This is a genomic window from Paenibacillus lemnae (assembly GCF_012933385.1).
Taxonomy (GTDB): domain Bacteria; phylum Bacillota; class Bacilli; order Paenibacillales; family Paenibacillaceae; genus Paenibacillus_AQ; species Paenibacillus_AQ lemnae.
In genome coordinates, this window is sequence record NZ_JABBPN010000001.1 from 403,406 (window position 1) to 428,891 (window position 25,486).

At 52.1% G+C, this 25,486-nt stretch carries 24 protein-coding genes; 13 read left to right on the forward strand and 11 right to left on the reverse strand.

From position 1 onward, the window contains the following. The first annotated feature begins 18 nt into the window (after window positions 1–18). Together HII30_RS01800 and HII30_RS01805 are read left to right on the forward strand one after the other, a co-directional pair. Window positions 19–522, forward strand: coding sequence for a GNAT family N-acetyltransferase (locus HII30_RS01800; RefSeq protein WP_169503203.1), 504 nt, complete (start codon window positions 19–21; stop codon window positions 520–522). 162 nt (window positions 523–684) lie between these two features. Then, window positions 685–1,329 carry an MOSC domain-containing protein gene (locus HII30_RS01805; protein WP_169503270.1) on the forward strand — a complete coding sequence of 215 codons (645 nt, stop codon included), beginning with the start codon at window positions 685–687 and terminating at the stop codon, window positions 1,327–1,329. Between the two features lie 70 nt (window positions 1,330–1,399). On the opposite strand, the gene HII30_RS01810 is transcribed toward HII30_RS01805, so the two are convergent. Both HII30_RS01810 and HII30_RS01815 read right to left on the reverse strand, forming a co-directional pair. Next, window positions 1,400–1,948, reverse strand: a complete 549-nt coding sequence (locus HII30_RS01810; protein ID WP_169503204.1) for a GNAT family N-acetyltransferase — start codon at window positions 1,946–1,948, stop codon at window positions 1,400–1,402. A gap of 31 nt (window positions 1,949–1,979) precedes the next feature. Then, window positions 1,980–2,231 carry a DUF2164 family protein gene (locus HII30_RS01815; protein WP_169503205.1) on the reverse strand — a complete coding sequence of 84 codons (252 nt, stop codon included), beginning with the start codon at window positions 2,229–2,231 and terminating at the stop codon, window positions 1,980–1,982. Between the two features lie 300 nt (window positions 2,232–2,531). Between HII30_RS01815 and HII30_RS01820 the strand changes: the two genes are divergently transcribed. Beyond that, on the forward strand, window positions 2,532–4,214 hold the full coding sequence (locus tag HII30_RS01820; protein WP_246245942.1) for a glutamine--tRNA ligase/YqeY domain fusion protein: 1,683 nt from the start codon (window positions 2,532–2,534) through the stop codon (window positions 4,212–4,214). A gap of 103 nt (window positions 4,215–4,317) precedes the next feature. On the opposite strand, the gene HII30_RS01825 is transcribed toward HII30_RS01820, so the two are convergent. Continuing rightward, window positions 4,318–5,556: an MFS transporter gene (locus HII30_RS01825; protein ID WP_169503207.1), complete on the reverse strand. Its 1,239-nt coding sequence runs from the start codon at window positions 5,554–5,556 to the stop codon at window positions 4,318–4,320. Between the two features lie 198 nt (window positions 5,557–5,754). Here HII30_RS01825 and mobA point away from each other — a divergent pair, with 198 nt between their 5' ends. Then, window positions 5,755–6,576, forward strand: a complete 822-nt coding sequence (gene mobA, locus HII30_RS01830) for a molybdenum cofactor guanylyltransferase (RefSeq protein ID WP_169503208.1) — start codon at window positions 5,755–5,757, stop codon at window positions 6,574–6,576. Window positions 6,577–6,687: 111 nt separating this feature from the next. Here mobA and moaA read toward each other — a convergent pair whose 3' ends face one another. Then, the gene (gene moaA / locus HII30_RS01835) at window positions 6,688–7,692 is read right to left on the reverse strand and encodes a GTP 3',8-cyclase MoaA (protein WP_169503271.1); all 1,005 of its coding nucleotides are present in this window, start codon (window positions 7,690–7,692) and stop codon (window positions 6,688–6,690) included. Window positions 7,693–8,023: 331 nt separating this feature from the next. Here moaA and HII30_RS01840 point away from each other — a divergent pair, with 331 nt between their 5' ends. Beyond that, on the forward strand, window positions 8,024–8,206 hold the full coding sequence (locus HII30_RS01840; RefSeq protein WP_169503209.1) for a hypothetical protein: 183 nt from the start codon (window positions 8,024–8,026) through the stop codon (window positions 8,204–8,206). A gap of 29 nt (window positions 8,207–8,235) precedes the next feature. Continuing rightward, on the forward strand, window positions 8,236–8,388 hold the full coding sequence (locus tag HII30_RS01845; protein ID WP_169503210.1) for a type II toxin-antitoxin system RelE/ParE family toxin: 153 nt from the start codon (window positions 8,236–8,238) through the stop codon (window positions 8,386–8,388). 15 nt (window positions 8,389–8,403) lie between these two features. Here HII30_RS01845 and HII30_RS01850 read toward each other — a convergent pair whose 3' ends face one another. The 7 genes from HII30_RS01850 to HII30_RS01880 form a co-directional block, all read right to left on the reverse strand. After that, a complete protein-coding gene (locus HII30_RS01850; protein ID WP_211184364.1) occupies window positions 8,404–9,180 on the reverse strand; it encodes a hypothetical protein in 777 nt (258 codons plus the stop codon). A gap of 184 nt (window positions 9,181–9,364) precedes the next feature. Further along, window positions 9,365–12,622: an efflux RND transporter permease subunit gene (locus tag HII30_RS01855; RefSeq protein WP_169503212.1), complete on the reverse strand. Its 3,258-nt coding sequence runs from the start codon at window positions 12,620–12,622 to the stop codon at window positions 9,365–9,367. Between the two features lie 33 nt (window positions 12,623–12,655). Then, complete coding sequence (locus HII30_RS01860) at window positions 12,656–13,600, reverse strand: TetR/AcrR family transcriptional regulator (protein WP_169503213.1); 945 nt, start codon at window positions 13,598–13,600, stop codon at window positions 12,656–12,658. Between the two features lie 127 nt (window positions 13,601–13,727). Then, window positions 13,728–14,042: a DMT family transporter gene (locus tag HII30_RS01865; RefSeq protein WP_169503214.1), complete on the reverse strand. Its 315-nt coding sequence runs from the start codon at window positions 14,040–14,042 to the stop codon at window positions 13,728–13,730. Next, window positions 14,042–14,404 (reverse strand): DMT family transporter, encoded by a 363-nt coding sequence (locus HII30_RS01870; RefSeq protein WP_169503215.1) that lies wholly within the window; start codon window positions 14,402–14,404, stop codon window positions 14,042–14,044. Before HII30_RS01870 ends, HII30_RS01865 begins: the two co-directional genes overlap by 1 nt. A gap of 46 nt (window positions 14,405–14,450) precedes the next feature. After that, on the reverse strand, window positions 14,451–15,038 hold the full coding sequence (locus tag HII30_RS01875; RefSeq protein ID WP_211184365.1) for a TetR/AcrR family transcriptional regulator: 588 nt from the start codon (window positions 15,036–15,038) through the stop codon (window positions 14,451–14,453). Between the two features lie 94 nt (window positions 15,039–15,132). After that, complete coding sequence (locus HII30_RS01880) at window positions 15,133–16,698, reverse strand: phospholipase D family protein (RefSeq protein ID WP_169503216.1); 1,566 nt, start codon at window positions 16,696–16,698, stop codon at window positions 15,133–15,135. Between the two features lie 215 nt (window positions 16,699–16,913). Here HII30_RS01880 and HII30_RS21905 point away from each other — a divergent pair, with 215 nt between their 5' ends. From HII30_RS21905 to HII30_RS01915, 7 genes are all read left to right on the forward strand, one after another. Continuing rightward, complete coding sequence (locus HII30_RS21905; protein WP_169503217.1) at window positions 16,914–17,837, forward strand: MerR family transcriptional regulator; 924 nt, start codon at window positions 16,914–16,916, stop codon at window positions 17,835–17,837. A gap of 29 nt (window positions 17,838–17,866) precedes the next feature. Then, on the forward strand, window positions 17,867–18,976 hold the full coding sequence (gene fni, locus HII30_RS01890) for a type 2 isopentenyl-diphosphate Delta-isomerase (RefSeq protein ID WP_169503218.1): 1,110 nt from the start codon (window positions 17,867–17,869) through the stop codon (window positions 18,974–18,976). A 243-nt stretch (window positions 18,977–19,219) separates the two neighbouring features. After that, window positions 19,220–20,320 (forward strand): redox-regulated ATPase YchF, encoded by a 1,101-nt coding sequence (gene ychF / locus HII30_RS01895; RefSeq protein ID WP_169503219.1) that lies wholly within the window; start codon window positions 19,220–19,222, stop codon window positions 20,318–20,320. 364 nt (window positions 20,321–20,684) lie between these two features. Continuing rightward, complete coding sequence (prfA, locus tag HII30_RS01900) at window positions 20,685–21,752, forward strand: peptide chain release factor 1 (RefSeq protein ID WP_169503220.1); 1,068 nt, start codon at window positions 20,685–20,687, stop codon at window positions 21,750–21,752. Between the two features lie 4 nt (window positions 21,753–21,756). After that, window positions 21,757–22,776: a N5-glutamine methyltransferase family protein gene (locus tag HII30_RS01905; protein ID WP_246245919.1), complete on the forward strand. Its 1,020-nt coding sequence runs from the start codon at window positions 21,757–21,759 to the stop codon at window positions 22,774–22,776. Window positions 22,777–22,853: 77 nt separating this feature from the next. After that, window positions 22,854–24,041 carry an FtsW/RodA/SpoVE family cell cycle protein gene (locus HII30_RS01910; protein WP_169503221.1) on the forward strand — a complete coding sequence of 396 codons (1,188 nt, stop codon included), beginning with the start codon at window positions 22,854–22,856 and terminating at the stop codon, window positions 24,039–24,041. A gap of 80 nt (window positions 24,042–24,121) precedes the next feature. Beyond that, entirely contained in the window at window positions 24,122–25,318 is a 1,197-nt protein-coding gene (locus tag HII30_RS01915) for an FtsW/RodA/SpoVE family cell cycle protein (RefSeq protein ID WP_169503222.1), read from the forward strand. The last annotated feature ends 168 nt before the right edge of the window (window positions 25,319–25,486 follow it).

The following is a 25,486-nucleotide window of genomic DNA, read 5'->3' on the forward strand; positions in this document are numbered from 1 at the left end:
AGGAAAAGAGGGGTGCTTATGGATACGTGTCAACGACTCATCACGATCCGGTTCTCCGAGTTAAAAGATGCCGCCAGGCTAATGGAACTGGATCATCTTGTATGGGACCGGAATACAGCGCCGGAACCGCTGAACTGGGAATCCAGAGAGCACTATCTGCTCCACTGTCCCCCCGGATCCCAGCTTGTAGCTGTCACGGACAGTGAAGAGATTGCCGGTTATCTCGGCTTCAGGCCGCCCACGGGACTGGATAGCAGCGCACATGTCTATGAGCTGTGGATTGCGGTAGATCCGGCGTTTCAGCGCCAGGGCATCGGAAGCCGGCTGATGCATGCTTTTCAGAAGGCTGCACGGCAGGAAGGCAAGTCAAAGCTCCGGCTGCGTGTGCTCTCCAGCAACCCCCGAGCGATCGCCTTCTACCGCTCCTGCGGCTTCAAGGAAGAGGGCCGGCTTGTGCGCGAATACTGCGTGCAGGGCCGTTATCTTGATGATATTCTCATGAGCTGTTTTTTGAGCGATTGAATATAGAAGAGAAGAAGAACAGTCCTGTGCTTGCGGGGCTGTTCTTTTTCGCTTCACAAACGTTACCAGCTGCGGTCTCTTTCGGCCGCCGGAAGCCTGGACAGGCCAGAGCCCTCTGAATTATAGTTAAAAACAAAACAGGGTGGAGGGATAAAGGTGGCGATGGCAGCCATTCAGTCATTAAATGTAGGCAGGCCGGTGACCGTACAGTATAGGGGGAAGCCGCTGTTAACGGGGATCTATAAGCAGCCGGTGAAGGGTCCGCTGTATTTAAGTAAAGAGCAGTTCGAGGGCGACGGCCAAGCCGATCTTGTTCATCATGGAGGCCCGGACAAGGCCGTGTGTGTGTATCCCTTTGAACACTATTCGTATTGGGAAAGCGAGCTTGGAAAAGTCATGGATCCGGCATCGTTTGGCGAGAATTTTACAGTGACAGGCATGCTGGAGGATGAGGTCTGTATTGGAGATACCTTCCGCGTTGGGGAAGCTGTCGTACAAGTGAGCCAGCCGCGCTATCCGTGCTTCAAGCTGTCCCAAAAGCATGGGGTGGCCGATTTGCCCGCCAGGGTGCTGTCGACAGGCTGCAGTGGATTTTATTTCCGGGTGCTGGAGGAAGGATATGTGTCCTCCGGAGACGATGTAGTACAGCTGGAGACTCACCCGGACCGGGTGACGGTGCGGGAAGTGCTGGCAGAGCTGGCGGACAGAACGGGCAGAGAAGCCGTTATACGGCGACTGGCCGGGGTAGATGCCTTGGCGGAAGGAATCCGTGAACAGCTGCTCCGCCGCCTGGATTCACAAGAATAAAGACTTATTGACGCAGGCAGGGCGTGTTCTCCTATGAGAGCACGCCCTGTCTTTATATGTCGCTGCTGATTTAACGCATCCGTTTCCAATCACTGCGGATCATTCCGTACACCGCATGATTCACATAGCCCTGAGGCAGCTTCTCGGCTTCCCGCACAATGCCTTCCAGCACATATCCCAGACGCTCCGGAATGGCCCGGCTGCGGCGGTTCGCTGTCGCGCACCGGATTTCAACCCGGTTCAATCCCATTCGCATCAGCGCATGATCGGTGAACGCGCGGCAGGCGCTGCTCATCAGGCCCTGCCCTTGATAGGGTTTGCCAAGCCAATAGCCGATACCGACGGTACGGTTGTTCCAGTCGATCTCATGATAGGAGATCGTGCCGGCCAGCTCCTCGCGCACCCAAATGCCGGCTGAGAAACCGCCATTCTCGGCGTTCTGCTTCAGCGTTCCCTTAATATAATTGGCACTGTCGCCAACTTCCGTCACGGAGTCAACCCAAGGCAGCCACGGCCGAAGCCATTCCCGGGACCGGTCGGTCAGCTCGAACAGCGCCCGTGCATGCTCCGGAGCAAACGGCCGCAGCTCTACATGATCGTCCAAAACATAGGTAAACATGATGACGTCTCCTTTTTAGTTGAAATACATTTCAGCGTGAGCTTGATTTCTGCTCCAGAGCATAGATGTCCTCTTCCAGTGACACCATATGCCGGACAGCCAGACCTCTGCAGTCCTCCAGAGCCTGGTTGTATATGTAGGGGCTGGCGGTTTTCATGAAAAAATCCAGCATGCCGTCTGCGGCCAGATGCCCGATCTCCTCGCCCCGTTCTTTTTCGAAATAATCCTGAATCTCGCGGATCAGAGCCTCGCGCTGTTCCTTGGGAAGTTTAAGCGGCTTCACGGGTGCTTCACGCCTCCTGTTTCTCTATTTTCTTCCATGCTAACCTAATAAAAAGCCTCCGTCAAAGGCCTTTTTTCCAAAACCAGGTTATGTTGATCAGATCATGCGGATCCACTCAAGGGAGGCGGCCCAGCCTGGCTTTCCGGTGTCCAATGTGCCTCATTCCTTGAACAATGCGGCTTAAGCAGGTATATTTAAGAGAAACAAGCTCATACAGGAAATAGAGAGAATTCAAAGGATGAAAGGTTGATTAACGTGGAGAACCAACCGGCAACACCCTCCAATTTTATCAAGAATGTTATGGCTGAAGACCTGAAGTCCGGAAAAGTCAAAGAGATCGTGACCCGTTTTCCTCCTGAACCGAACGGTTACCTTCATATCGGACATGCAAAGGCAATCTGGATTAATTTTGCCCTCGCGGACGAGTTTGGCGGGAGAACACACCTCCGGCTTGATGATACAAACCCTGTAAAGGAAGACGTGGAATACGTCAATTCCATCAAAGAAGATGTGAAATGGTTAGGTTATGAGTGGGAAGAGCTTCGGTTTGCGTCCGATTATTTTGAAGAAATGTACCGCCGTGCGGTCCTCTTGATTCAAAAGGGCAAGGCGTACGTCGACGACCAGACGGCAGACGAAATCCGCCAGAACCGCGGAACCTTGACCGCTCCGGGACAGGACAGCCCGTACCGTGACCGCAGTGTGGAAGAGAATATGGATCTGTTTGAGCGGATGCGTGCAGGAGAATTCAGCAACGGGGAGAAAGTGCTTCGTGCGAAGATCGACATGGCATCCCCCAATATCAATCTGCGGGATCCTGTAATTTACCGTATTGCCCATGCGCACCATCATAATACCGGAGACACGTGGTGCATCTACCCGATGTACGCTTTCGCCCATCCGCTGGAGGATGCGATCGAAGCCGTGACCCATTCCCTCTGTTCACTGGAATTCGAAGATCAGCGGCCGTTTTATGACTGGGTAATATCACAATGCGAAATGTCTGCAGCACCGCATCAATATGAGTTTGGACGGCTGAACCTGCAGCATACGGTAACAAGCAAGCGCAAGCTGAAGCAGCTGGTGGACGAGAAATATGTGGACGGCTGGGACGATCCGCGGATGCCGACGATATCGGGTCTGCGCCGTCTTGGGTATACGCCGGAGGCGATTCGAAATTTCGTCTTTGAGACCGGCATCTCCAAAGCTTACGGAACAGTAGACCGGCAGATGCTGGAGCATTTTATCAGAGAAGATCTGAAGCTGAAAGCACCGCGCACCATGGCTGTCCTGGATCCGCTCAAGGTTGTGATCACCAACTACCCGGAAGGGCAGGTGGAGCAGCTGGAAGCCGAGAACAACACGGAGAATCCCGAGATGGGCTCCCGGCAGATCCCGTTCTCGCGTGAGATTTACATTGAGCAGGAAGACTTTATGGAGAACCCGCCGAACAAGTATTTCCGGCTGTTTCCCGGTAATGAAGTGCGCCTGAAGCATGCTTATTTCATTAAATGCAACGATGTGATCAAGGATGAGAACGGCAATGTGGTCGAGCTGCACTGCACCTATGACCCGGAAACGAAGAGCGGTACCGGCTTTACCGGCCGTAAAGTGAAGGGCACCATTCACTGGGTTGAGGCGACTCAGGCGGTACCGGCAGAATTCCGTCTGTATGAGCCGCTGATCAAGGATGAGGCTCCGGAAGAAGAGGCGGAGGTTCAGCCTGAAGTGGCTGGAGACGTAACGGAAGCTGAAGAGAGCGGTTCTGCGGAGAAATCCTTCCTGGACTTCGTGAACCCGGACTCGCTGCAGATTGTGCACGGGTATGTGGAGCCTAACATGAAGGACGCCGCGGCGCAGGATAAGTTCCAATTTTTCCGTCATGGCTACTTCAATGTGGATTCCCGATATTCATCTCCGGGACAGCCTGTGTTTAACCGGGTGGTTTCCCTGAAAAGCTCATTCCAGATGCCAAAAGCATAAAAAAGTATACGCGCAATGAGATGACAAAAAAGGCTCGGAAAGCTCCCTGCAGGGCAGCTTACCGGGCCTTTTATTTAGCTGTGTTTCCATGTTTTATAGATCATTACCGTTCCGACGCCGGATCCGGTTCTTCCTCATCTTCCCATTCGTCCATACTCTGAGGACGGTATCCCTGTTTGCGGATCACAAACCAAATCCAGGCGAAGCCGAAAGCACCAACCAAGGCGAGCATCATGCCTGTCCGGTACATCGTCTGTGCGCCGAAGTTTTGAAACAGCCATCCGCCGGCAATCCCGCCGATGACGCCGGAAATGCCGCTCCAGGATAAAGTATAGAGCGCTTGTCCGGTAGCTCGGAACGGCCTCGGTACGAACAGCATCGTCAGCTGGGTGCCGACATAGAAATAGCCGCCGAACGTTACACAGTGCAGAAGCTGAATCAAGGCGACCTCCATCGGAGAGGAGGCTTCAGCCATAAGCAGCCAGCGCAGGGCAAAGAGCAGGCTGACGACTGCCAAACAGGCGACCAGGACGCTGATTTTACGTTTCAGATACCGATCACATAACAAAAAGACGGCAACCTCAAATATAGAAGACATAAATATAGCGAAGCCGACGATCTTCGTACTGCCCCCGAGTTCCAGAATGTACAGGGACATAAAGGTGTTGTTGGCCGTGCTCGGTATGGATACGATAATGCCCAGCAGCAGAAATCCCGTGAAATACGGGTTCAGGAACAGCCGGGTTACACCGCGCAGATTGACCGTGGCGGTATAGGCGGTTTTCTGGATATTGGGGAGCGAGAGCATAAAGAACGCCGCAATGACCAGCATGATCGAAAAGACGATCGATATCTGGCCCGAACCCAGACGATCGATGACAGGACCGGCCGCGATGGCGGTAAGCGCCCATCCCAGAGATCCCCACAGCCGAAATGAGCCGAATTTATGGTTTGTTCCCTCAATATAGCTTAAAATCAGAGTATTACTTTGAGAAAACATCGGCGTCTGAAAGAAATAAAAGAACATCATAGCTGTATAAATCAAGACATATGTGTGAGCTTGAAACACAAACTGAACAAAAATCAGGGTGCCTGTCATCATCACCAGCAGTACACGCTTCAAGTTATTGCTCCTGTCACCCCAGTATCCCCAAAAAGGATTAGCCAGGATCGAGACAAATGGAGCAATCGCCATCAGGCTGCCAATCTCGACTTTGTCCATGCCGATGTCCTGCAGGTACAGTTGAAAGAAACCGGTGAAGATAACCATCGTTCCGTAGATGAAAAAGTTAAACAGCTTCAGCGATCGAAGTGAAGGCTGGTTATTATCTTGGTCCCGCAAGTGGGTCATTCCTTTCACTGAAGGTACACATCAACAGCCCGGAATGCCGGGTATCTTCTTCAATGTATCATGCATTGTAAAGGGATACAAACCATATTGTAATTAATTTAACAATAATTAGTAATCTAAAATGCAAGCTAGCATTCGCTGGTGGAAAGAGCTGGGACGGGATTTTCTCATAAGAAAGGAATGGCGTGCATGACTGAACAAAAAAACATCGTTCATCGTGGGAAATCCGCAGAGGAAATAACCGGCATACCGAAAATCACCAGTACACCGGAGATCACCGATGCATTGGAAATCACGGATACACCGGAGATCGCCCATACTCCGGAAATAACGGATATACCGAAGATCACGGGTATCCTCCTTGCCGGCGGACTTTCCCGAAGAATGGGTCAGAATAAAGCACTCATGCCCGTTGGAAAACGGATTTCGATCGAGCAGGTTCTGCATGCACTCTCGCCCGTGTGCCGAAATCTGCTGATTTCGGCCAATGATCCTGGCAGGTATGCATTCCTCGGTATGTCGGTCATTCCGGATGTATACCCGGGGAAGGGACCTTTGGCGGGTATACATGCGTGTCTTCGGGCTTCCGCTACAAGCTGGAGTCTGGTGGCAGCATGTGATATGCCCCTGGTGACGGCAGACATGGCACAAGATCTGGTGCGGCTGATCTTGGAGGAGTCTGTTGGTACGGTGCAGGCAGATGTGCCTGACCATGAGGTCATTGAGCAGGGAGAAGAGGAGCGGATAGGCAGGGTACAGGCGGTGATCCCGGTAGTAGAGGGCCGGCCGCAGCCTTTGTTTGCCCTCTACCACCGTAGTGTGATGACCTCTCTGGAGGCCCGACTGCAGCTGGATGAGCTGCGCCTGATGGACTGGCTTCAGGAGCTGGCGGTAACCTATGTGCCTGTTGAGCATCTTCAGGCTGGCGCATGGGGACAGGGACTGTTCAATATGAACCGGCCGCAGGATTATGAGGAAGTCATAGTGAAGTACAGGGACAACCAGCCGTAGCTGGTTTACAGCATAAAAAAGCCGCTATCAACGGTGATTTGTTACCGTGAATAGCGGCTTTATATTACAACATGAGAAATCTGGGCGCGGCCTATCAGGCTGCCGGCGGCGCTAGCCCCCGATCTGGGACATGCGCCGCTGGGTCGGGGTATGGCTTTGGTCTTTTTTCTCCAGCGCCAGCGCCATTTCATGATTCTTAGGTTTGGCGCCGAGCGCTTTGCGGAACAGGTCTTCGATCGCTGCCGGATCATGGGCGACCCGGCGGACATTGAGCTCGTCGGACCAATAGAGACAGGCCTTGATATTGCCATCCGCGGTAAGCCGCAGTCGGTTGCAGGAATCACAGAAGTGATCGCTGACCGGATGGATCAGTCCGAACGTACCCTGAGCACCCTCCACTTTCATATTGCGGGACGGGCCGTTGCCGGACGGTCCTTCATGCTCCAGCACGTTCCAGCCTGCCTCGCGGCAGACATCGGTGACATGGCTGAGGGGCAGGTACGAGCGGCGCCATTCATCCGAGGACTGTCCGATCGGCATGTACTCGATAAAGCGAACATGGATCGGGCGCTCCAGCGTCATGGCGACAAAATCCCGGATTTCGTCCTGGTTGAAGTCTTTCATCAGAACCACGTTAAGCTTGATTGGATCGAGTCCAGCTTGATACGCGGCTTGTATGCCTTCCAGTACGCGGTGGACATCACCGCCCCGGGTAATGGATGCATAGCGCTCCTGCTGGAGCGAGTCCAGGCTGATATTGATACGGGTTAAACCCGCTTCTTTTAGTAAAGCGGCCTTGGCCGGTAGAAACATCCCGTTGGTCGTCAGGGAAATATCGGTAATGCCATCAATCGCGGACAGCATGGCAACCAGCTTCTCTAGATCCTTACGGACGAGCGGCTCTCCGCCAGTCAGACGGACCTTGGATACACCCATAGGAGCCAATACCCGGAGAACGGCAGCGATTTCTTCATATGTCATGATCTCGTCATGCGGCTGAAATTCCATCCCTTCTGCAGGCATGCAGTATACGCAGCGCAGGTTGCAGCGGTCGGTTACGGATATACGAATATAATCGTGAACACGGCCAAAGGAGTCAGTTAACGGCTTCATGATATGCAATCCTCCTTTGCAGGCTTGGACATAACCAGCCCTGAATGTATGGATATCCTCTATATTAACAAACAGAGCACGGGTATGCCTCAAAAACTTCAACAATTCTTGGTTTTCTAAGCCAGACCAAGTTGAAACGGGAGCAAGTAATCCTCGAATGACTCTTTTTGAACGAGCACATTTAGAGTACAAGGAGGTATACACTATGGCTAAAGAACAAAAGGATGTGACGGCCATGGAATGGAGACGCGGACGCGTATCGGGTAAGCGTCAAATTACGATACCGCAAAAGTATTTTGAGTAGATTGGAATTAAAGATGAAGTGGAGTTTTCGGTGAAGGATCAATATATTTTGATCCGGCCAGTTCGTGAAGAAGCAGGTGGTGATCATTTTGCCGATCTGATTCTGGCGGACCTGATTAAAGATGGATATGAGGGTGACGAATTACTGGCTAAGTTCCGCGAGCAGCAAGCTGCACTGCGTGGAGCAGTTAAGAACGAAATGATCCTGCTGTAGGATCTCCTAAGACCGGAGATTTACAAGGTATGTATGGATATGATGTGTTTTATAAGGGCAGCAATTATGAAATCGCCTATCGGCTTGAAGAAAACGACGAGGGAGAAATCGTGGTAGTCATCTTGGCTGGTTCTCGGGAAAACTTTTATGAGCAACTAGTGTATCTCCATATGACATCTTGAAGAAACAGCACGATTTCAAGTGTTCAGCTCGGATTCATATTTTTCAAGCTTTTTAAAAACATGATCAACCCATTGTTGGTCGTCCCATAATTCGGGATTGTCAAGCTTTCTAACTGCGGGGTGACCTGTAGCAGCAGTATCTACACCATCTTTGTTCCCAAAGTACCAATCAACAATTTTTAATGCTTTGTCTTCAGATTGCACTAACAATTTGCAACTCATTCCAGACCCTTGATTTGAAAACGTTAAACTTAAATAGTAAAGATTCTCATCAAGTTTCTTGAACTCCGTTTTGTTGAACGTATTATCTGATCCGAAAGTTACACCAGTGCCACCTTTTAGATTCTGCTTTTGTTCTACATCCAGCACTTTATCTGTGAATTTTAGAAGGTTTTTATTTGAGATATAATTCTCGAATGTTACTCTTTCTTGTTCCGCAACAGCTCCGGTATAAAGGTTCACAAAAGCCTTTCCGAATGTAACGATTGAATCGTGATTACCAGCACTAATTTGATTCTCTTTGATTGAAAATTCCTGATTAGCCAAATCACTTAAAAGGGTGGGACTTGATGTTTCTGCTGCTGATTTCTCTGATGATTCAACATTAACTAAGTCATTTTCCTTTTGTGAACAACCTACAAGGGTAAGGAACACCAACATAATTAAGGCAATTTTTTTCAAATTCACACCTCTTCTCCTAACAAATTCACTTTCCATATAGAGAAACGCAACGAATTCCCAGAAGGTTTCTAAAAAATTGAAAATTATAGAAATCGGCTTCACCGTAAGCATAAAATGAACAGCCCCCACCCTTCGTGCATCCAAGGGCATTATTCGGATGAAATCATTATGGGGATGCTGAAAAAAGATTACGACCTTTTTAAACGCATAAGTAGCAAAAGTTAACGACTGCAAAGCAAAAAAAGTCCCGGATCACATGATCCGGGACTTTTTATATCATTCAAAGCATCAAACGTTAGTCCTCGATCCGCTTTTTGCGGAACTTCATCAGGAATTCGTACACGATTGGCACGACGACCAGTGTCAGCAGTGTGGAACTGATCAAGCCGCCGATGACCGTGATACCCAGGCCGCGCGAGATAATACCGGCACTGTTCTCCCAGCCGAATACGAGCGGGAGCAGGGCGCCGATGGTGGCCAGGGCTGTCATCAGAATCGGACGCAGACGCGTGGCCCCTGCTTCCAGCAGTGCTTCACGTGTGGACAGGCCTTCGTTCTCCTTGTGAATAACACGGTCGATCAGCACGATCGCATTCGTGACAACGATACCGATCAGCATCAGTACGCCCATAAGAGCGGATACGCTGAGCGTTTCTCCCGTCACGAGCAGTGCGACAATCGCACCGATGACGATGAACGGCAGGGAGAACAGGATCGCGAACGGAGCGAGTGCGCCGCCAAACGTGACGACAAGCACGAAGTACACGATGGCAATCGCCGCCAGCATCGCAAGTCCCAACTGGCCGAAGGTATCGTTAATCTGCTCTGTAGCTCCGCCGAAGGTTACGGTTACGCCGTCGGGCAGCTCCATTTTGTCAACTTCTGCCTGAAGGTTCGTGGACGCGTTGCCGATGTCACTGGTGACAAAGTCAGCATTGACGGATACGACCATTTTACCATCGGTTCTGGTAATCGTATCCGGAGAAGTTCCTTCTTCTACCGTCGCCACATCTTTAATCGGCACTTCCATGCCGAGCGGAGACGTCACGGTTTCATTCTCAATATCTTTAATGCTCTTGTACGTTTCGTTATCGGCCTCAATAAAGACCTCATACGATTTGCCTTCGATCTGAATCTCCGTCAGCACCGGACGTTCGCGGACCGGGCTCAGCTTCATCGCCAGCTGTCCGGCTGTCAGACCAAGCGAACTCAGCTTCTCTTGATCAGCAACGAGCGTGTATTGGTCATAGGCTTCGGAGAGTGAGGATTCTGCATTCTCGAAGTTTTCGGTATCCTTTTGGGTCAGCTCCAGAATATCGTCAGCTACCGGCTTGATCTGCTCCAGCGAGTCGCCGAATACATTCACCGTCAGCTGGGAAGCTCCAAAGCCGCCCATGTCCATATTGCTCCATTCGCCTTCCGGAACCTGCTTCGCCAAGTCTTCAATGAGCTTGGTTTTGACATCCTCGAAGTTCTTGGTATCCGGATCATACAGGATGTAGAACAGGCCGGAGTTTGAAGAACCCATGCCGAGCGGATTGCTGCCGCCGACAGAGTACTGCATGTTCTGCACGCCTTCTTGCGCCAGAATCAGCTTCTCGGCTTCCAGCGCTCTTTGTTCTACGTCTTCCAGGCGATCGCCCGGCTGCGGGCTGTACGTTACCATTGCGTACTTGTCTTCCTGCTCCGGCAGGAAGCTGACACCGACGAAGCGGGTCAGGAACAAGCTGCCGACCAGCAGCAGAATCGCGATACTGAAGGTAATCAGCTTATGATTCAGCGTCCATCTCAGGACCGACTGGTAGGCACGTGCCAGACCGCCCGGCTTCTCATCATGGTTGTGTTTGTTCTTTAGTCCTTTACGGAACAAGGTGTGCGCCAGTGCAGGCACCAGTGTAACCGCGACGACGAGAGACGCCAGAAGGGCGAATACCATCGTGAGTGCAAAAGGAATGAATAATTCGCCGACCATTCCGCTTACGAGTACCAGCGGCAGGAATACCGCGATGGTAACAATGGTTGAAGACATGATCGGTGCGAACATTTCGCGCGTTGCGGCACTGATCAGCTCGCGGCCCTTTAGCTTCTCGCTGGAAAGCGACAAGCGGCGGTAGATGTTCTCGATGACGACAATGGAATCATCGACGACCCGACCGATCGCGACCGTCATGGCGCCGAGTGACATCATGTTGAGCGTGATATCCATCTGCTGCAGACATAGAATCGCAATCAGCAGCGACAGCGGGATCGAAATAATGGATATAATGGTGGAACGGATATTTCTCAGGAAGATCATGATAATAATGATCGCAAACAGGGCGCCGTAGACCGCTTTAAACAGCATCGTATGGACAGAATCCTCGATCGGCTTACCCTGGTCGAGCATGATCGTCATTTCTGTTCCCGGATAGAGCTTCTGTAACTCTTTGATCTCATCTTTGACCGCGTTCACGACATCTACAGTGTTGGCGTCATTAGCCTTAACCACCTGGATGCCGATGGATTCCTTCCCGTTCGTCCGGGAAATGGATTCCGCCTTGCCGGTCACTTTGATATCGGCAATCTCACTCAGCTTGACCGTAGGAATACCAGCTGCGGCCGGGTTCGCTGCCGCCTCGCCGCCAGCACCCGTTGACCCTTCTGCCGGGGCTTGGGCCGCGGGATTGCCTCCTTCTGTAGAGGCGGATGGTGCCTGCTGACCTGCAGCACCTTGGCCTGCAGCGCCTTCAGCGCCAGGGGCAGGGCCTTCTGCAGCAGGATTGCCGCCAGCACCCGGGCTGCCGCCTGGAGCACCGGCACTGCCGCCGGGGATGACCGGAATGGCGAGGTTATTGAGATCATCGATGCCGATGATGCCGCCGTCCACAGCGACCGCTTTTTGCGACTGGTCCATTTCAAACAAGCCTAGCGGTGCATACAGGGCGGAACCCTGCACGATGCCTCTGACCGTATCTTCGGTCAGCCCGAGCTCTGCCATTTTGTCCTGGTCAAAGGTCAGCTGAACTTCATTGACGAACTGTCCGGACACCTGCAGGGAAGCAACGCCGTCCAGATCTTCCAGTGCGGGAATGATGTCATTCTCCACGGTGCGCGTCAGTTCATCCAGGTCTGTGCCTTCCTTGTTCGTAATACTGACCGAAGTGACCGGGAAGGAGTTCAAGCTAAAGCGCATAATCTGCGGCTTCTGAACTTCATCCGGAAGATTGACATCATTGAGGGCTTCCCGGACGGCCGCTGTCGCGTTGTCCAGATTGGCGCCATAATCAAACTCAATCGTAATGTTGGCCGCATTCTCCATCGAAGTGGAGGTAATGGTTTTAACACCGTCCACATTCCGAAGCCGGGTTTCGAGCGGCTTGCTTACATCCTGAACGACGCCTTCCGGCGCAGCCCCCGGATAAATGGCTGTTACATTAAGAAAAGGAACGTTGATGTTCGGGATGGTTTCCTGTTTCATCGTCAGCCCGCTGTACAATCCGCCGAAAATAATAATGACTGTAAGCAGCCAAATGGCAAATTTGTTGCGAAGCGAGAAATTAATAATACCTTTCATAGGGCGTTGTTTCTCTCCTCTCCTGATTCCATGCTATTTACTGTTTGTGTGATCTGCCCGATCCTGGGCCGGAAGATAAACCTCCACCACATTGTGAATGATCCCCTGCAGCTCGATCAGGACATCGCCGCCCTGACCAATCTCCATAAGATTCGCCAGCATTCCTTTCAAAATCGCCCTGCGCGGCTGCAAGCCCAGCAGTTCCCTCTCCATCACATCCAGGGAATCCAGCGCGTCGCTTCGCTGAGCGTGGTCCATCGGTATCCCCTTCAGATCTGCTCTCAATGCCTTGATCACAACCAGAGGATGGCGGGAATAATAAGCTTCCTCTGGAGCTACAAAACCGAGGCTTTCCCATGCGGATATGGGAACAAGCGGTTCCGGTGATCTCCGCAGCAGGCTTGCGGTCACATCGTCCAGCATCGTGATGAGATGGACAGCAAGGGTGCCGACATTCAGCGGCAGGCCGGGTACGAACAGGAAGCGTATGTAAGATCCCAGCATCCCCGCGACAAACATGGCGATTTCCATCGTATAAGGTTCAATATCCAGGCCGTACACCGCACGCAGCTTGTTTTTGAACCAGATCAGCGCCTGACTTAAGTCCCCGTGAAAGCATTCCAGATCTACCGGGTTTTTGCCAGGATGGGCCTCAAAGGACTGCTTCAGCAAAAACTCCCGGACCTCCAGAAAGTGCACCAGCAAAATCTCTGCCTGTTTCAGCAGCTGCTCCCTGGGAGCGAGACCGGACTCCTGATCCACCTGGACAATTTCATCCCGGATGCGGTAGGCAATGAACTCGTAGATGCTTCGCTCCAGTTCTTCCTTCGACTTGAAATGCAGATACAGGCTGCCTTTGGACATCCCGCATACTTCTGCAATCTCCTGCATGGAAGTCCCGGCAGAGCCTTTTGTGGAGAACAGCTGCAGGGCGGTAACCAGAATCTGTTTGCGTTTCTCCGCCGTCTTGTCAGCCAATCTTTCATCCCTCCAAGAACTATGCAGTTCTAAAATTGACCCGTGGGTCAAACTTATTATATAAAAAAGAAACGGCCAGCACAAATGATGCCGTGTGTCCGTTTCTTGAACGTTTATAAGGCAGGTGTCAGGTCAGGACTTTAAGCCCGACGGCTGAGCACAAAATCATGGAAATGAATAATATTCTGCGCCACTCTTTCGGTTCTCCGAACAGCAGCATGCCGGTGACGGTGGAGCCGACAGTTCCGATACCGGTCCAGACCGCATACGCGGTTCCCATCGGCAGGGTTGTCATGGCAAAAGACAGCAGAGAAAAGCTGCAGGCGAACGAGAACGCCATCAGGCCCATGAACTTCCATCCTTTACGCTGGGACACGCCTTTGATGCCGATGACACCCAGCACTTCAAATGCTCCGGCTAAGACGAGTGCGAACCATGCCATCAGCTTCTCACCTCCCGGCCGGAAGGTGCATCCGATGCATCATCGGAATCCGCGGTCACCAGCTTGAGGCCGACCACGCCGGCCAGCAGAACCCCGATCAGCAGCACTTTGGTCACTTGAAAAGGTTCGCCAAACAGGATCATTTCTGCAGCGACCGTGCCTCCTGTCCCGATCCCTGTAAATACGGCATACACCGTGCCGACGGGAAGCCGTTTTGAAGCTTCAACAATGAGATAAAAGCTGGCCGCGATCGCGATCACGGTTCCTGTCCACTGCAGGGCAGTGTCCGAATGCTTCAATCCGGAGACCCATACAATCTCAATCAGTCCTCCCAAAAACACATACATCCAATTGCGGTTCATAACCAAACATTACTCCTTTATTCATGCTGTGGCTGCTTCCAGCGGTTTACTTGCCCTTAGAAGTTACACCCGCCCAATAGACAGGAAAGGCCTGTTCAATACGCTTTGCAGATCTCGCTTCGCCTCCATATAGAATCTCTACATGAATGCCGTCCATCAGCGTTAGAAAAGCAGAGGCCGCCTGACGGGGCCTGCGGATGATTCGTCCATGCACCGGACACCCTGCAGCTAATAAAGACGAGAGCCGGAGCTCTTGAGCATCCAGAAAAGGGTACACCATATCCATCACTTCCTCATACAGTGTACGCGGCGGAAAAAAGGATACACGCAAGAAAAATCTCGCCTCATCATCCCGCTGATACTCCTGCTGCCTGCTGTTCAAAAAGCCCTTTAAGCGCTCTTCCAGCGGAGCATGCCGGTTTTCTTCAAAATACTGCAAAATCTGTTCTTCCTGACGCTGAAAAACACTTCGAAGTGCCTGTAAAAACAGATCATCTTTACTGCTGTAGTGAGCATAGATAGACGGCTTGCGGATCCCGCAGTCATCTGCGATGTTCTTTAACGAAGCTCCTTCATAACCGTCACGGGCAAAATGCGCAAGCGCCGCCTGCAGAATAAGCTGGGAACTGTTCAATACTACCACCACCTACCTAACGATCGTTAGGAAGTATCTTTTCAAAAAAGGACTGTGATGTCAAGTGTTGCGTTCGGTCGCCTAGCGCCTGGATTCAAAACGTTGTAAAGCCGAGAATTTTCTGTACACGGAAAGCAATGTCCTTCAGCCAGGTCGTTTCTTCCTGATAGGCACTGACATCCAGCGTAAATTCCGCTCCGCGGTTAAACCACTGGCGTTCAAAATATTCGTCCAACTGAGACGTCAGCGGGTGCTCCGGTCCAGCTTCCACCCACAAGTTATTCTCCAGGTTATAGTCCTTGAGATTGCGGGGCGTGAAGTTTGTAGACCCTCCGATAATGACAGAGGGCTTGGAAGGTTTGGCTACATACATCAGCTTGGTGTGATACTGTTCTTCACCGGTGTTATACCACCGAACGGTGATGCCTTTCTCTGAGCGGTCCATGAGGCTGGCTGCAGCGGGCCGGTTAGGAATGCCGATCTTGTCCCGGCCAAAGGCATTCTGGTTCGGATCCAGAATCAGCCTGACATCCACCCCGCGTTCAGCCGCTGCAACGAGGCCGTTCATGACCTTGTCTTCAGCAAGATAAAACATGCCCATCCACAGCACATCACCTGCTTCTGCTTCTGAAATCGCCTGTAGGACATACTTGTATACCTTGCCCTCGGTCAGATAACGGATGTTTACGGGTTCCGCTTCAGCTGAAGCGGCATGGTTATCCTCTGACCCTGATGACGGAGCCGGTTCCTCTGAAGGCACATACTTCGGCAGCTGCACAGACCCGCTTAAATTTACGGCAGCTTGCTCGGCAGCCAGTACATCTGCAATGACTTCACCGCCTGCCTCGATGGCAATATTGGAATGATAGGCACTGGCTGCATGCACATTGGCAGAGGCTACCAGGGCCGTCTTCTCGCTCACCACGACCTTGCGGTGGTTAGCTTTAACATTCAGCAGCTTTAAGTATGAACGAGCTGTCATGGAAGGTGCCTCTTCGGCCATCAAATTCGGCAGTTCACCCTTGCCTGATTGTCCAAACCACTGGATAAATGTCCGCCACACCGCGGAATAGACAGGGGTGGAGTCCCGCAGGCGATTCACGTCCGTAATAACGACCTGGATGCCAGCGTCTCTCATTTCTTCAAAAAGCGGATGAGTGGAAGAGCCATAATTGGTGTTCACCTCATCCGAAACAAACACCATTTCCATATCCGGATATTTAGCTTTATGTGCAATGATGCGTTCAGTCATCTCCTGACTGACAGGAGGATATGATTGGTCCTCATGGGTGTAATCATTAAACAAAAACATGTCAATCACTAAAAACTCCCGGGATTCATCAATGATTTCACCCATTCGTTTATAGATCTGCTGCTCATGCACTGCACTGCCGTCCGGTCCCGGATAGGTCAGATCGCTCCAGAAGGCGATTTGATCCGTCGTGTACATCGGGCTCTCATGAGAGATGCCGGGCGGCAGCGGTTTCTGGGTATGGTACACCATGACGGCGACCAGCCATGCAAGCAGGAATACAACCGCTGTGCGGACCCAGAACAGACGCGAAGGACGTCCCCGGCGTGCAGTTTTTTTGTCAGTTTCAGAAACGGGTGAGTGATCATCACCTTCGGGGGTTAACGTGAATAAAGGAAGGAAAAGCATAACAGGACCTTCTTTCTGTAGGGTCGGATACAAGCTATATACCAACAAGTCTGACGATTTGAAGCAAGGGAGCAAAGAATCTGCTGCGGATCGCAAAAGTTAGAATCAGTCGACACAAGCAAGGAAAGTATGTATAATCGGTGTACTGGATTTGTATAAAGTAGATACGGGATCAGAAAGTCTAATTCCATTCCGGGCGAAAGGCAGGGAAGCACGTGTACTCCATTAAACAGGTATCCAACATGCTGGATATGCCAACAGTGACGATTCGGGCGTGGGAAAATCGTTACGGAGCCGTGAAACCGCTGCGGACGGAATCCGGCTATCGTATGTACAGCCCGGATGATATAGAAGATTTAAGATGGTTAAAAGAGCAGGTCGAAGAAAAGGGGATGAACATCTCCCAGGCAGTTCTGGTGCTTAAAGCTGAGAAAAACTCGCTCGTGCGAAAGGGCTCTTTCCTGAATCACAGCGGCGAACCTGTCAATGCGCAGCCGTATGAGGACCTCAGCAGTGATATTTATGAAGCGTTGTTCGCATTTCAGGGAGAGCGGGCGAACAAACTGATTGACTACGGTTTTTCGATTTACGGTTATGATGCGATGTTTTACCAGGTGCTGGTCCCTGTTTTAGTTCGTGTGGGCGATGCCTGGGAAACCGGAGAGGCCTCCGTGGCTCAAGAGCATTTTATGACCGAGCTCATAACCCGCCGGTTCTTTCAGTTTTATCATTTATTTCCCGTTCATTCCTATTTGCCAAAAGTCTTGTCGCTATGTCCTTCAGGTGAGCATCATCAGGTAGGTCTCATGCTGTTCTCCCTGCTGCTGCGGCGCAATGGGCTGGATGTATCTTATCTGGGGCCGAATACTCCCAAAGACGGGCTGCTGGACATTATTAAAGCACAGGGAATCGGCATCATCTGCATGTCGATCACCAGTCCCGGACTGGTGTCAGCGGCAGAGGAGTACGTGGATTATATTTTACAGGCGTTTCCAGACGTCAAATTCTTTCTCGGCGGCAAAGGCTTTGAAGGTGAAACGAAGACAAAGTACAGCGAATGGGTGATGGACGAGCCGACGGAAAATTGGCAGGAATGGCTGAGTCAATTTATCGGACCGGAGCATTTTGGGCGAAACTAGGCAGTATCCGATCTGAACGGAGGGACAATATGAATGACAAGAACAAGCATGAGGCAGTGTCTCCAGAAGAGCAGTCGCCGGCAGCAGGGTCAAGAGGTATGCTGCTTCCTGAGGTTCCTACAGGTGAACGCAAAATAGAGCATGTCAGGCTGTGCCTGGAAGAAGAAGTAGGCAGCCGGGGAATCACATCCGGTCTGGAGCGGTACCGCTTTCGCCATATGGCACTGCCGGAAGTGGATTTTGACGATATCAGCCTGGCGTTTTCATTCCTGTCCCATACGGTGCGGACACCGCTGCTGATCAGCTCCATGACCGGCGGCAGCAAATCGACAGGGGAGATTAATCTTCGTCTTGCTGCTGCAGCGGAGCGCAGAGGCTGGATGCTCGGCGTAGGCTCGGTCCGTGCGGCAGTGGAGAAGGAGGAGCTGGCGCCTACCTTCCGGGTGAGGGAAGCCGCGCCAAGCATTCCGGTCATTGCCAATCTAGGGGCGGTGCAGTTGAACTACGGATTCGGTGTGGACAACTGCCGCAGAGCGGTGGACATTGCTGGTGCCGATATGCTGGTCCTTCACCTGAACAGCCTGCAGGAAGTATTCCAGCCGGAGGGAAATACCCGGTTTGGCGGATTATTATCGAAGATTGAGGAGCTGTGCGCACGCATTGGTGTGCCTGTCGGCATCAAGGAAGTGGGCTGGGGGATGGATGCTGATACATCTGTCAGGCTGGTTCAAGCGGGAGCTTCCTTTATTGATGCAGCAGGTGCGGGCGGTACGTCCTGGAGCCAGGTGGAGAAATTCCGGAGCCCGGATCCTGTACGCAAGGCCGCCGCAGAAGCTTTTGCGAACTGGGGCAACCCGACCGCCGAGTGCATCGCCGAGCTGCGGGAGGCACTCCCTTCCACGGCGCTGATCGGCAGCGGCGGATTAAATAGCGGCGTCGATGCGGCCAAGGCGATTGCGCTGGGGGCTGATATCGCCGGCTTTGGCCGGAGCCTGCTCGGTTCTGCGGTGACTTCGGAGGAAGAGTTGGACCGCAGGCTTGCCCAGGTAGAACTGGAACTGCGAACGGCCATGTTCGGAATCGGAGCTGCAAGCGTCCGCGAGCTTCAGGGCAGTGACCGGCTGATTTGGTTGGGATAAGACCGATTTTTCGCAGCGGTGTAAGACAGGCTGAAAGTCAGTCAGGAAGCAATGTCAGAAGCAGATCAGAAGTAGAATGAAAGCTTACCGGCAAAGCCGGGCTCCGTACATTCAGGGCCTGGCTTTTTTGTGCCTGCAAACTTGGGTTTGAACAACGGGCATCATCTGCTATAATTATTAGGATTGTTTAGCGTTAGATGATTTCATAACGAATATTGATATCCATAAGGAGTTGTCCTATACATGGCTTTGAAAGCAGGAATCGTCGGTTTGCCGAATGTCGGCAAATCCACATTATTTAATGCAATTACGCAAGCGGGTGCCGAGTCGGCAAACTATCCGTTCTGCACCATTGACCCGAACGTCGGTATTGTCGAGGTGCCGGACGAGCGTCTCGATAAGCTCACGGAGATGGTGGAGCCCAAGAAAACCGTTCCGACTGCTTTTGAATTTGTAGATATTGCGGGTCTGGTGCGCGGAGCAAGCAAAGGGGAGGGCCTTGGAAACAAATTTTTGGCCCATATCCGTGAAGTGGATGCGATCGTGCATGTGGTTCGCTGTTTTGAAGATGAGAATATTACGCATGTGGACGGCAAGATCGATCCGATCAGCGATATCCAGACCATTAATCTGGAACTGATCCTGGCGGATATTGAGAGTGTAGAGAAGAAGATCGAGCGCTCGAAGAAGAACATGAAGGGCGGCAACAAACAGTCGCTTCAGGAAGTCGAAGTGCTGGAGAAGGTCAAGGAAGTATTGTACGAAGACAAACCGGCGCGCAGTATGGACCTGAGTGACGAGGAGCGGCTGATCGTCCGCGATCTTCACCTGCTTACCTTGAAGCCGGTGTTATATGCGGCCAACGTAGCGGAGAATGAAATTGCTGATGTCGCGAACAACGTCTATGTTCAGAAGGTGCGCGAATTCGCGGCCGGAGAGAATGCCGAAGTTGTGCCAATCAGTGCCAAGGTGGAAGAAGAAATCTGTGAGCTGGAAGGCGAAGACAAGCAGATGTTCCTGGACGAGCTCGGCATTCAGGAATCCGGGCTGAACCTGCTGATCAAGGCAGCATACAAGCTGCTGGGGCTGTACACGTATTTCACAGCAGGCGTGCAGGAAGTACGGGCATGGACCATCCGCAAAGGAACCAAAGCGCCAGGGGCGGCAGGCGTCATCCACACAGATTTCGAGCGCGGCTTTATCCGGGCTGAAGTGGTCTCCTATGACCATCTGGTATCGGCAGGCTCCATGAACGGTGCGAAGGAGCGCGGTCAGCTGCGTCTGGAAGGCAAGGAGTATATCGTGCAGGACGGCGATGTCATGCACTTCCGCTTCAACGTATAACCTACGGCTGTGAGCAGCGCGGTATATCGCGTGTGACATAAAAGTGGTTCACCACAGGTTTTGTTTGGACACGGCGGGTTTCCTTAGCGGGAAACCTGCCGTGTTTTTTTGAATACCAGCGATTGTCTAGATAGTTGTCGCGATCTTCCAAAAAGTAGGATGGTTCAGCAGATTTATTTCCTCAGCCTGAAAAGCTGAGGAATTTTAAAAACAGGCAAATGGCAATCTCAGGCTGCGTGGCTGGTATCTAGCCAAGGGGCAGGCTGCGTGGTATAATAAAAAGTCGATAAAAAGACGTTGATTTCTTGTTTAACCATACACGATAGCACGATCACATAAATTTAAGATGAAGAGGTGAATTCTCTTGCTGGACCGACTGCAATCCCTTGCGGACCGTTATGAGAAATTAAGTGAGCTGCTGTGTGACCCGGATGTCGCAAGCGACTCCAAGAAACTGAGAGATTACTCCAAGGAGCAATCTGATCTTCAGCCGGCATATGAAGCTTTTGTAGAATACAAGAATGTCATGGAAGAGCTTGACGCTGCGAAGACGATGCAGGGTGAGAAGCTTGATGACGAGATGCGCGAAATGGTCAAGATGGAGATTGATGAACTCTCCTCACGCCAGCAGGAGCTGGAAGAGAAGATCCACATTCTGCTGCTGCCGAAGGACCCGAATGACGACAAGAACGTCATCGTGGAAATTCGCGGTGCAGCCGGCGGCGACGAAGCAGCTCTGTTTGCCTCTGACCTGTACCGGATGTATACCCGGTTTGCAGATAACCAGGGCTGGAAGGTCGAAGTGATGGACGCCAACACGAACGATCTCGGCGGCTTTAAAGAGGTGATCTTCCAGATCATCGGCAAGGGCGCTTACAGCAAAATGAAGTTCGAGAGCGGTGCACACCGTGTTCAGCGTATCCCGTCTACTGAATCTGGCGGCCGGATTCATACGTCAACCTCGACGGTAGCGGTTCTGCCGGAGGCAGAAGAAGTGGATATTGAAATCCATGACAAGGACATTCGTGTCGATACCTTCTGCTCCAGCGGTGCAGGCGGCCAGTCTGTTAACACGACCAAGTCTGCGGTGCGCGTAACCCATGTCCCTACCGGGATTGTAGCAACCTGTCAGGACGGCAAATCGCAAAACTCCAACAAGGAGAAAGCTCTCCAGGTGCTGCGTACCCGTATCTACGATATGATGCGCCAGGAGGAAGAGGCGAAATATGCCGGTGAGCGTAAGAGCAAGGTTGGCACGGGTGACCGCAGTGAGCGGATCCGTACGTACAATTTCCCGCAAAGCCGGGTGACTGATCACCGGATCGGGCTGACCGTGCACAAGCTGGACCAGATTATGAACGGCGAAATTGAGGAAATCGTTTCGGCCCTGACCCTTGCGGAGCAGGCGGATATGATGGATAAAGGAGAATAACGCTTTGGAGCGGAAGAAGTTTTGTCAGACGCCGGAGCGCAGCATACGGGAAGCCTTCGCGGAGGCTTCTTCTTTTTTAAATGACCATGGGGTGATGGAGCCGCAGCGGAATGCGCAGCTGCTGCTGGAGCATATCCTCGGCCTTTCCGGCACCTCCTATTACATGGCGCTGCCGGAGCCGTTTCCGCAGGAGCTGCGGGCAGCATGGGAGCATGCCGTAACCCGCAAGGCGACCGGAGAGCCAGCCCAGTACATTACAGGGGAGCAGGAGTTTTATGGCCGGATGTTTAAAGTGACACCGGAAGTGCTGATCCCGCGCCCGGAAACGGAGCTGCTGGTGGAAGCGGTGCTGAAGGCGGCGCAGAGCTTGAGCGGCAGTAATGCCGGCGGGCCAGGACGGGGACTGAAACAGGACGGCCGGGGCGATTTAACCGATTCCGGTGCAGGCAGCGTGCCGCCTGTACAGAGCTTAAGCCTGCGGGAAGGATCAGCGCATCAGATGGGATCTGCCAGCTTCACCGTCGCCGATATCGGCACGGGCAGCGGGGCGATCGCGGTCACCTTGGCGCTGGAATCCCCATCCTGGTGCGTCCTGGGCAGTGACATCTCGCCGGGGGCGCTAGAAGTGGCCAGGCAAAACGCCGGGCGGCTGGGCGCCGAAATTCAGTTTCGACAGGGGAATCTGCTGGAACCTTTTGCCGGGATGGTGCTGGATGTTCTCGTCTCCAATCCGCCTTATATTCCGGCATGTGATATACAGGGGCTTCAGCCGGAGGTGCGCGACCATGAGCCTCGTACCGCACTGGATGGCGGCGCTGACGGGCTGTATCCGTACCGCATCATGATGGAACAGATCTCCCTGCTGGCGGCTCCGCCCCGGCTGATCGCGTTTGAGCTTGGTATGGGACAGGCGGGTGATGTCGCAGAGCTGCTGCGCAAAGCGGGTTACTGGAGTCAAATCGAGACGGTGAAGGATCTGGCCGGAATTGAGCGCCATGTGCTGGGAATTTCGCAAAAATTGTGATTTGACCGGATTTTTTTTACAATAGAATGAGTTCCTGATCACAGGGCACCTTCTTTTTGCGGGTACGGAGGGATCATATGCTTCACAAGTTTAAAAAAATTGACTATGCCATCGTAACGGTGCTGGTTCTGCTGATGATCATCAGCATCACATCCATATACAGCGTGACCAAGGGTACGGTGGATCTGGATGGAAGCCATGTCACGATGATGGCGTATTATGTTGTCGGGTTTATCGCTTTTTTTGGAATGAGTCTGCTGGACTATCGTCTTCTGAATAAATATGCGGTGTACATTTACCTGGGCGGATTGGCTGTCCTGATCTTCACCCTGCTGTTCGGCAAGACGATCAATGGTGCACAGGGGTGGCTTGATCTGGGGATCGTCAATCTTCAGCCGGCCGAAATGTTCAAGCTGATTCTCATTGTGTTCGTGACCCATGTGCTGATTCGAAAAAACAAAAGCCAGCTGTCGTTTATCCGGGATGTCTTTCCGGTGGGCCTGTTGACCTTTATTCCGTTTCTGCTCGTTATGGTTCAGAATGATCTAGGGAACGCGCTGGCGTATGTCATTATTTTGCTGGGACTGTTCTGGATCGGGAATGTGAAATTCACGCATGCCCTGATTGGTCTGCTGCTGGTGGGCGGAACGGCCTTTGCAGGTGCCCAGGCCTATATTCATTATCATGATGAAATTACAGAGTTTATGTCCAAGAGTGAACGTGCTCACTGGATGGAGCGCATCGATCCTTGGCTTGTTCCGGATAAAGCAACAGCCAAGGCGAACTGGCATACACATAATGCCAAGCTTGCGATTGCATCGGGAGGTATGGATGGAGAGGGGTATATGCAGGGCACCTCTGTTCAGTCAGGGCGGGTGCCTTATACTTATTCGGATTCGATTTTCGTACAGATTGCGGAAGAGTTCGGATTTATCGGCTCTTCTGTTTTGCTGCTGCTGTATTTCATTCTTATTCACCGCCTCATTCTGATTGCGCTGGAAAGCCGGGAGCGGGCAGGCCCGTTTATGATTGTTGGGATTGTATCCATGCTGCTGTATCAGATTTTTGAAAATATCGGCATGTTTATCGGCCTGATGCCTCTTACCGGGATCACACTTCCGCTGATCAGTTATGGCGGAACCTCGCTCGTGATTACCATGGCTTCGCTGGGTGTAGCGATGAGTGTGAGGATTCACGGGCAGGAGATCGACGAGGATCTTCCGGAGCCCAAGACCTATCGTACGCAGGCGGCCAAGGCGCGTTAATGAGAGCATGCCGGACCGCCGTAACAATCTGCCTTTAATGGCATTCAAGGAGCTGCATGGCTCCGGCATGGGGGGATAACATGCTTCAAAAACTTAAAAAAGTCGATTATATCATCGTAACCGTGCTGCTCATGCTGATGGTGATCAGTATTACGTCGATCTTCAGTGTGACCAGCGGGACATCGCTGGATGGCATTCACATCCGGATGATGGCTTATTATGCTGTAGGATTTATTGCGTTTATCGGCATGAGTCTGCTGGATTTTCGTCTGCTGAACAAGTATGCCTTTTACATCTATCTCGGCGGACTTGGTGTGCTGGTCTTCACGTTTTTCTTCGGCAAAACAGTCAACGGAGCCCAGGGGTGGCTCAGTCTCGGCATTGTGGATCTGCAGCCGGCTGAGCTGTTCAAGCTGATTCTTATTATTTTTCTAACCCATGTCCTGATGCGGATCAATAAACCTCAGCTGTCTTTCCTGAAGCACATCACCCTGGTGGGCGTGCTCACCTTTATCCCTTTTGCCATTATCATCATTCAGAATGATTTGGGGAATGCTCTGGCCTATGTGGTTATTATGCTCGGCCTGCTGTGGATCGGGAACGTCAAAATCACGCACGCACTCATCGGCCTGGTGCTGGTGGGAGGTACCGCATTCGGGGCTATACAAGGGTATATTCACTATCATGACAACATTGTCGATTTCCTGAAAGAAAATAACCGAGCTCACTTCACCGATCGCCTGGACGCCTGGCTGCTGCCGGATGTCGATCCCTCCGGGGCAGGGTATCATACGCATAATGCCAAGCTGGCGATTGCATCAGGCGGGATGAGCGGAAAGGGATATATGGAGGGGACCTCCGTTCAGTCGGGGCGTGTGCCGTACACGTATTCGGAGTCGATTTTTGCGCAGATTGCTGAAGAGTACGGTTTCATCGGATCGTCTGTGCTGCTGCTTCTGTATTTTATACTCATCCACCGCATGATTCTCATCTCACTGGAAAGCCGGGAACGGGCAGGGCCGTTTATGATTGTTGGCATCGTGTCGATGCTGCTCTATCAAATTTTCGAGAACATCGGGATGTTTATCGGGCTGATGCCGCTGACGGGGATTAACCTTCCTTTTGTCAGCTACGGCGGTACCTCGCTGTTAATCAGCATGGCCTCGATGGGAGTCGCGATGAGTGTGAAAATTCACGGACAGGAAACCGATGATGATCTCCCGCAGCCAGTACCATCACGTCCTTTGGCCCGTACATCTGGGGCACAGAAACGGTAGATTTGCTGGCCTGCAATCCCCTTTCACGCGGTTGGCGGCGTTCAGTCAGCTGCAGGGGGATGCGGCGGATGTGCAACAGCAAAAGGTCGTCTCACCAAGATCTAGGATCTAATGAGACCGGCCTTTTTTGATTCTCTTAAAAAATCATAGACCGTCACGTTTATCTCT

Bases quoted from the DNA above. Each gene is read 5' to 3' on its own strand.
- HII30_RS01850 (WP_211184364.1), bottom strand. From the start codon at position 9,180: ATGCTTACGGTGAAGCCGATTTCTATAATTTTCAATTTTTTAGAAACC.
- fni (WP_169503218.1), top strand. From the start codon at position 17,867: ATGAATGACAAGAACAAGCATGAGGCAGTGTCTCCAGAAGAGCAGTCG.
- mobA (WP_169503208.1), top strand. From the start codon at position 5,755: ATGACTGAACAAAAAAACATCGTTCATCGTGGGAAATCCGCAGAGGAA.
- HII30_RS01805 (WP_169503270.1), top strand. From the start codon at position 685: ATGGCAGCCATTCAGTCATTAAATGTAGGCAGGCCGGTGACCGTACAG.
- HII30_RS01870 (WP_169503215.1), bottom strand. From the start codon at position 14,404: ATGAACCGCAATTGGATGTATGTGTTTTTGGGAGGACTGATTGAGATT.
- HII30_RS01810 (WP_169503204.1), bottom strand. From the start codon at position 1,948: ATGTTTACCTATGTTTTGGACGATCATGTAGAGCTGCGGCCGTTTGCT.
- HII30_RS01910 (WP_169503221.1), top strand. From the start codon at position 22,854: ATGCTTCACAAGTTTAAAAAAATTGACTATGCCATCGTAACGGTGCTG.
- ychF (WP_169503219.1), top strand. From the start codon at position 19,220: ATGGCTTTGAAAGCAGGAATCGTCGGTTTGCCGAATGTCGGCAAATCC.
- HII30_RS01855 (WP_169503212.1), bottom strand. From the start codon at position 12,622: ATGAAAGGTATTATTAATTTCTCGCTTCGCAACAAATTTGCCATTTGG.
- HII30_RS01915 (WP_169503222.1), top strand. From the start codon at position 24,122: ATGCTTCAAAAACTTAAAAAAGTCGATTATATCATCGTAACCGTGCTG.
- HII30_RS01865 (WP_169503214.1), bottom strand. From the start codon at position 14,042: ATGGCATGGTTCGCACTCGTCTTAGCCGGAGCATTTGAAGTGCTGGGT.
- HII30_RS01820 (WP_246245942.1), top strand. From the start codon at position 2,532: ATGGCTGAAGACCTGAAGTCCGGAAAAGTCAAAGAGATCGTGACCCGT.
- HII30_RS01880 (WP_169503216.1), bottom strand. From the start codon at position 16,698: ATGCTTTTCCTTCCTTTATTCACGTTAACCCCCGAAGGTGATGATCAC.
- HII30_RS01845 (WP_169503210.1), top strand. From the start codon at position 8,236: ATGTATGGATATGATGTGTTTTATAAGGGCAGCAATTATGAAATCGCC.
- HII30_RS01800 (WP_169503203.1), top strand. From the start codon at position 19: ATGGATACGTGTCAACGACTCATCACGATCCGGTTCTCCGAGTTAAAA.